Origin of the sequence: Synechococcus sp. R55.3 (assembly GCF_047461975.1) — a bacterium.
Taxonomy (GTDB): Bacteria; Cyanobacteriota; Cyanobacteriia; order Thermostichales; family Thermostichaceae; genus Thermostichus.
In genome coordinates this window covers 16,367-23,284 of record NZ_JANSIG010000047.1, presented here as the reverse complement: position 1 = coordinate 23,284, position 6,918 = coordinate 16,367, and the positions used below count along the sequence as shown (strand labels likewise).

Genomic DNA, 6,918 nt, shown 5'->3' with positions numbered 1-6,918 from the left:
CAGTTTATTCCGAAGCGGGGCAGGCGCAGGTGCGAGGTCTGGTGCAGTTTTACCTGGAAAATGCCCGCATCATTCGCGAGCAATTGGCCGAGGTGGGGATCCAAGTCTATGGCGGCGTGAATGCCCCCTACGTCTGGGTGAAAACACCCGCTGGGCTGAGCAGTTGGGAGTTTTTCGACAAGCTGTTGCACACCTGCCATGTGGTGGGTACCCCCGGCTCTGGCTTCGGCAGCGCCGGAGAGGGCTATCTGCGCCTGTCAGCTTTCAACAGCCGCGCCAACGTGGAAGAGGCGATGCGCCGCATCGGCAGCGTGTTTGCGGGGGCTGGAGCCGTTGGTTAATTGGGTCTTGACTCTGGGATCAATCCTGAACGGGAACCACCTGCTGGGTTTGGGCAGATCGCTCGGCTGCCTCGGCCACTGCCAGGGCGTGGAGCATGTTTTCGGTATTGATGTAGAGGGGTCTGCCGTGGCGCAGGTGATCCAGCACCATGCGGGTGTCTTGCTCGAAGAGGCCGTGGCGGGATCCCGTCTCTAGAGAATGGGCGCTGCCGGGCCGCAACAACATTGCCTCTTCGCCGTTGATCAACAGGCCCCCCCGTTGGCCGTGAAACTCCAACAGCCGTTGGGAACACCACAGGGATTCCCCCTTGCCATACGTCAACACCGCCAGCAACCCATTGGCAAAACTCAGTTGGGCTGTGCAGTAGCAACTGCTGTAGCGGTGGGGCAGGTCCGGCCCGTCGTAGCGCAGTTGGCAGCTCACCCGTTCCACCTTGCCCAACAAGTCCACCAAGCGGTGGATGCGAGAAACAGCCCCTATGAGAGGGAAGCCAAACAACTCAGGCCGATAGGTCCAGCGGTCGGGGGCGGGGTGGGCGGCGGTGAGGGTAATGTAGCGGACGGCAAAGAGCTTGCCCAGCCCTTCCAGCTCTCGTTTCAGCAACAGGTGGACGCCGCTGATCAGCTCAATGTGTTCGACGTGCAGCAGCACCTGCCGCTCGGCTGCCAATTGCACCAAAGAACGTGCTTCGGCAGCGCTCAAGGCAAGGGGATATTCCACGACGGTGTGGATCCCGGCCTCCAGAGCAGCACGGGCAATGGCGGCATGATCCCGATTGATGGTGCTGACAAAAACCAGATCCAGCCGCTGCTCGCCCAACAGAGAAGACCAGTCCGAATAGGCGACGGCCCCCAACTCGGCGGCAAAAGCATCGCTCCGGTCGGGAGCTCGACCGGCAACAGCGACAATCTGCACTTGCCCATCTTTGCGCAAGGCCTCGGCCCGTGAGCGAGCTGCGTAGCCGGTGCCGATGATCCCCACCCGCAAGGTTTGTTCCCTCCCCTAGCCTGCCTCTGTCTGTAGCATCACACAGGAGGGATCCTTTGTACCACCCGGCAATCCGGATCTCGCTCCGCCTAGGTTTGCCGGAAAACTCCTGCTGCACCCTTTGATTTTGTGCCTACCTCACAGAGCTGTTCGCCGGTGGGGATCCCATGGGCGTTAGGAAGAAGCTGCTGCTTCAACCTCTTGGGGTTGCGGCGAGGAAAGCGGAAAATGCCGCTCCAACAAAGCCGGGATCCCCTGGGGGGAAACGCCGCTATAACGAGCCTTGTCGGGCATAAACACCACATGGGGGCCCCGTTTGCAATCTTTCATGCAGCCCACCCCCTGCACGCAAATCGAACCAGAGTAGGCGGCCAAGTGGGCGTTCAGGGCTTGCATCACCGCTCCGGCCCCACGCCGATAACAGTCGGATTTCTGGCAGACCAGCACCTTACCTTTGATGTCTGTACCTTTGATATCTCCTTTGATATCTGTGATGTTTGGAGCAACCGGTTCGGAAGCTGCCTCAGCCCCAGAAGCCGAAGACAAACCCCCCGCCCTCTCTCCGAGGGGAACCACCCGGTAAAGCACCCACTTCTCTCGCCCTTTGTGCGGATCCACCTCCCGCTCCCCACAGATCTGCACGGTGTCTCCAGGTTTGAGGGTGCGGTAGAGGGCAGAGCGCAGAGACTTGGGGATCTTGCCGGAAAAAATGTCAGCCCCAGCCTGCCAACGCAGGTACTTGAGCTTGCCATCCTTATCGGGAAGAAATCCCAAAAACTGGCCCTCCGACTCAAACGGGATTCCTTGCTTAGGGAACTTGCTCATCTTGACCCCCAGCCTCTGTGTTGAGCTGCCAACAAACCTCTAGGCCATCCAATAACTCCTGTCGCCGCGCTGTGTGCTGACGGATCACACTGCGCACCTGTAGAACAGCCAATGGAGTACTCGCCTCCACCCGCAGACGACCATCTCCTGTACAAATCGCCGGGATCCCCAATTCCATCAGCCGCCGACCAACGCGCCAGCGCTCGCCCAGAGGAATGTTCAAGAGATAGCCGCGCTCAGAGTCCAGAAAGACGGGGTTCATGGCCGGGATCAGCACCTCAGAGTAAAGAATAGTGAAGAGATGAAACAAATTCTCAATAGCCTTTCAAAAAAAAGCCAGAGGCCGGAAGCTAGGCAGGCTCAAGCCCACCTGTAGACCCTCTGGCTAGACTCTGCCGTTCATCAAGCCAAACACCAGGCTATCGTTGGCCAGGAAGTGATGGAGATGGAAAGCGCGATCCTCTGTTTTCAACAGGATTTGCTCGTAGAGGTAGCGAGTGGCCCGATCCCCAAGGCTCTCCGCCTGGGCTGCCTGTCGCCGCAGCAGATCGATGATGGCCTGCTCTGCCGCCAGGTCGTTCATTAACATTTGCCGCGCCCCAAAAGCTCCATCCGGCTCAGGGGTAAAGCAGCAAAGCTGGGCCAAGGTGGCAAAGCTGGCTACCGGCACACCTCCCAGCCCTTCTAGGCGTTCTCCCAGGTCGTGGACATGCTCCCTCGCCTGCTCGTAGTGATCTTTGAAGAGTTGGTGCAGCGGATAGAACTCAGTGCCTTCTACCACGAAGTGATGCTTCTGGTACTGCAAGTACAGCCCCTGGAAGCTGGCCAGCAGGGCGTTCATCCCCTCGCAAACCGGCTGGGTTATCTCAGTGCCAAGCAAGACAGGATTGTCGCGCACGCTGTTGAAAGACTGGCGCAGGGTTGAAGTTTCGGACATAAAACTCTCCAGCACAAGTTAAAAGGAGCTGTGAATCCTAGAGCGCCCGCCACAACGGGCCTGGGATCCCTGGGTGTTTGCCTCCAAATCTAGCATAGTGCAGAAAATGACTCTTGTGAATAACTCTCAATAAACCCGTTGTTGCGGATCCCGCTGAGCGGGATCAGGGCGCGGACAGATTGGCTCTTGGCTAGGTCAGTCTCCGGTATCGGAAGAAACTTGGCAGTAGGATCCGCCCTGAACTACCTTTGTGGGGCTATCGGCCTTAGGGGAAGAAGCAAGAAGCATGTCTCAGAAAAGCCCATCCTTCTTAGAGAAACTGACTGACCTAACCCGCCAAATTGTTGACCGTGCCCGAGGCATCCCAGAAGCTTCTGAATCTCTCGAGAAGCCAGAAGCCTTTAAGTCTTTCTGGAATTCGGTGTCTCAGATACTACAGAAGGACCTCCTAGAGGCGCAGACAGAGTTGGGCCACTGCAACATCCTGGTCATTGGCAAAAGCGGGGTGGGCAAGAGCACCTTGGTCAATGCAGTGTTTAGAGATGAGCTGGCCCGTACCGGTGTTGGCAGCCCCGTCACCCGCCACATTCGTCAGTATTCCAAGCCAGGTTGCCCAATCACCATCTACGATACACCTGGCATGGAACTAGACGGTGAACAGAATCAGCAAGTTCGCCTGGAGGTTTCCCAGCTTATCGAGGAGCTGCGCTTTAAGGATCCTGAACATCACATCCATGTTGTTTGGTACTGCCTCCACCACGAACTGAAGCGGTTGGAGGAAGTTGAACGCAAATGGCTAAAGGAGTTGGAACTCAAAGACGTTCCCGTCATCTTGGTCTTAACCCAATGCTTGGAATATCCCAATCCTGAAGAGAGCGAGTTTTTCCGGTATTTGCAGCATCAAAATTTGCCTGTCCGCTACATTGTTCCCGTTTTGGCCCGCAACAAGGCGATTAACCGGCAAATTACCATTCCTGCCCACGGGCTGGAGCACCTGATTGGCTGCACGCTAGAGCTTTTGCCGGAAGTGGCTCGCCTTGCCTTTATCCGCCAGCAATTGCTGCGGGTGGATCTCAAAGCCGAGGCTGCCTTTAAGTACGTATCAGGCTATGTGGCCAGTGCAGCGTTTATCGGGGCAGTACCCCTTCCCTTTGCAGATGCCCCTCTGTTGGTTACAGCCCAAGCAGGCATGATTGCCAATATCAGCTTTATTTTTGGCTTCGAGGCTTCCCCTTCTTTTTACTACTCTTTGATAGCCGCTTTGGCAGGCACTACAATTACAACAGCAATCGGGCGAACGATTGTGTCCAACTTGCTGAAGATGATTCCCGGCCCGGGGATTGTAGGCAGCGCTATCCAATCCACTACGGCAGCCACCCTCACTCTCTCTCTGGGCCTGGCCTATATCGAGCTGATGAAGGCCATCGCCCGCGCCAAAATCCAAGGGATCCAGCTATCTCCAGAAGAGATGAAAGATATCTTTATACGCGAGTACCAAAGTTATGTTGCCTCGGGATCCAAAACTCTGAAAGATGACTTTTCATCCTAGCTTTTGCGTAGGTACTGAATCTAGGGCAGGGGAAGGTCGTGGGGTCTCAAACCCAAAGGTGCCATCGACCAGGTAGAGGGGGCGGCCTTTCACTTCTTCAAAAACGCGGCCTAAATACTCGCCAATCACGCCCAAGCTGATCAGCTGGATCCCGCCCAAAAACAAGATCATCACCGCTAAAGAGGCATAGCCAGGTACATCGGAGCCAAAGAGCAAGGTGCGGATGATGAGAAAAAGGCCATACAAAAAGGCTGGAACCGAGATCGCCAACCCTATGTAGCTCCACACCCGCAACGGCCAAGAGCTAAAAGAGGTGATGCCTTCTATGGCTAGGTTCCACAGCCGCCAGTAGTTCCACTGGGTTTTGCCGCGAAAGCGGGGGGCGCGATCGTAAAAAATGGCCGTTTGCCGGTAGCCCACCCAGGCAAAGATCCCTTTCATAAAGCGGGTGCGCTCTCGCAGCTGTTTAACTGCCTCCACCACCTGCCGATCCAGCAGTCGAAAATCCCCCGTATTGCGCGGGATCCGCACCTGGCTGAGTTGATCAATCAACCAATAGAAGCCGTTGGCTGTAAAGCGTTTTAGCCAGCTCTCCCCGCGGCGGCTGCGGCGCACCGCATAAACCACCTGATAGCCCTGCCGCCACTGCTGCAGCATCTCCGGGATCAGCTCCGGCGGATCTTGCAAGTCGGCATCGATGGGAACGACAGCGTTGCCAGAGGCGTGATCGAGGCCGGCAGTAAGGGCGATCTCCTTGCCATAGCAACGGGAAAGGTTCACCACTTTGATACGGGGATCCTGATGGTGAAAGGCGATCAGCTTTTCCAGTGTGTCGTCTTGGCTGCCATCGTTGACACAAATGATCTCGTAGGGGATCCCCAGCGGCTCCAAGGTAAGTTGCAGGCGTTCGAACAGGTGTTCCAGGTTATCCGCCTCATTTTTGCAGGGGACAACAACCGATAATTCAACCAACTCAACCGGGGGCTCAGACAACATCGAGAGGTGTCAGAAAGCAATGAGGATCCCGTAGTTGGCCATCATTTTGCCATTAGGGGGTGGCCGACATCTCCGCCACAATCGAGCGCAGCTCATCCTCTGAGATGCGATAAACCTCGTTGCAAAAGTGGCAAACTGCCTCTGCCCCCTTATCGGTGTGGATCATATCGAGCAATTCGTCCCGCCCCAACATGCGCAGAGCCCCCTTCACCCGGTCGGAATTGCACTTGCAGTAGAAGCGGATGGTGCGCATTTCCGGCGCAATTTTCAGATCCAGGTCGCCCAGGCAAAGTTGCAACAGCTCCCGCAAGCCGCCGCCGCAAGCCAACATCGGGCTAAACTCTTCCACTTTGGCCAAACGGGCCTCCATCTCCGGAATCAGACTGGCCGGCGCCCCTGGCATCAGTTGCAACAACACCCCACCGGCGGCACGTACCCGCTGCGAGTCAAGGTTTACCCCCAGAAGGACTGCCGAGGGAATCTGCTCTGAGGAGGAGAGGTAGTAGGTGATATCGTCTCCCACCTCTCCCGAAACCAGCTCCACCGCGCTGGTGTAGGGCTGGCCGTACCCCAGATCCCGCAGCACGTGTAGGTAGCCATAGCGCCCAACGGCTTGGCCTACATCCAACTTGCTCTCGGCAGTGAGGGGAAGCTCAATGGCGGGGTTGCTCACATACCCGCGTACCGTGCCATCCAAGCCGGCATCTACCCAGATGTTGCCCAAGGGGCCATTTCCTTTCAGTTGCAGGTTAATCCGCGCCTGGCGCCGCTTCAGGTTGGCCGCTAGCAACAGGGCTGCACTCATGGCCCGCCCCAGAGCCACCGTCGCGACATAGGACAGCTTGTGCCGTTCCCGTGCCTCTTGTACCGCCTGGGTAGACACCAAGCCCACCACCCGAATTTTGCCTTCTGCCGCCGTGGCCCGGATCAGGTGATCCGGAAGAGATGAGGGCGTACCCTCAGAAATGCTTTTCGCTCGCTTCAATCGTTCTGACCCAGAGGCATCCGTCATCGCAACCTCAACGCATGTCTTAAGTCAAGCCTGCAGGGATCCCCTGGCGACTCAGCCTTCATTCTAAGTGAGTCTAAGTGAGATTGTAGCCCCTCTCTTGCCGGACTTTGGGGAGGGAACTGCCCTGTCGGGGCGGGAATGAGACTGTCCGCTCTGAAAGACCTACGCAACACTGGTCGCGCCAGCGGGACGGCCCTTTTCTGGGAGAGATTTTAAGAAGTGTGAAGATCTGAGATGGCAGACGGCAAGCATATCGGAAAATAGCTTGCG

General features: G+C 56.9%; 8 protein-coding genes. 2 read left to right on the top strand and 6 right to left on the bottom strand.

The window, feature by feature from the left end; translation table 11 throughout:
• Window positions 1–341: aminotransferase class I/II-fold pyridoxal phosphate-dependent enzyme (locus NW849_RS08775; RefSeq protein WP_414357289.1), on the top strand; the 341-nt coding region annotated here is incomplete at its 5' end.
• Window positions 342–360: 19 nt separating this feature from the next.
• On the opposite strand, the gene NW849_RS08770 is transcribed toward NW849_RS08775, so the two are convergent.
• From NW849_RS08770 to NW849_RS08755, 4 genes are all read right to left on the bottom strand, one after another.
• On the bottom strand, window positions 361–1,323 hold the full coding sequence (locus NW849_RS08770; protein WP_414357291.1) for a Gfo/Idh/MocA family protein: 963 nt from the start codon (window positions 1,321–1,323) through the stop codon (window positions 361–363).
• A gap of 180 nt (window positions 1,324–1,503) precedes the next feature.
• A complete protein-coding gene (locus NW849_RS08765; protein WP_414357287.1) occupies window positions 1,504–2,154 on the bottom strand; it encodes a (2Fe-2S) ferredoxin domain-containing protein in 651 nt (216 codons plus the stop codon).
• Window positions 2,138–2,416: an Asr1405/Asl0597 family protein gene (locus NW849_RS08760; protein ID WP_414357285.1), complete on the bottom strand. Its 279-nt coding sequence runs from the start codon at window positions 2,414–2,416 to the stop codon at window positions 2,138–2,140. Before NW849_RS08760 ends, NW849_RS08765 begins: the two co-directional genes overlap by 17 nt.
• Window positions 2,417–2,539: 123 nt before the next feature.
• Window positions 2,540–3,091: a Dps family protein gene (locus tag NW849_RS08755; protein ID WP_414357283.1), complete on the bottom strand. Its 552-nt coding sequence runs from the start codon at window positions 3,089–3,091 to the stop codon at window positions 2,540–2,542.
• Between the two features lie 421 nt (window positions 3,092–3,512).
• Between NW849_RS08755 and NW849_RS08750 the strand changes: the two genes are divergently transcribed.
• Entirely contained in the window at window positions 3,513–4,640 is a 1,128-nt protein-coding gene (locus NW849_RS08750) for a YcjF family protein (RefSeq protein ID WP_414343203.1), read from the top strand.
• On the opposite strand, the gene NW849_RS08745 is transcribed toward NW849_RS08750, so the two are convergent.
• A complete protein-coding gene (locus NW849_RS08745; protein ID WP_414357281.1) occupies window positions 4,632–5,612 on the bottom strand; it encodes a glycosyltransferase family 2 protein in 981 nt (326 codons plus the stop codon). The genes NW849_RS08750 and NW849_RS08745 overlap by 9 nt on opposite strands.
• 76 nt (window positions 5,613–5,688) lie before the next feature.
• On the bottom strand, window positions 5,689–6,648 hold the full coding sequence (gene hslO, locus NW849_RS08740; protein WP_414357280.1) for an Hsp33 family molecular chaperone HslO: 960 nt from the start codon (window positions 6,646–6,648) through the stop codon (window positions 5,689–5,691).
• Window positions 6,649–6,918: the final 270 nt, after the last annotated feature.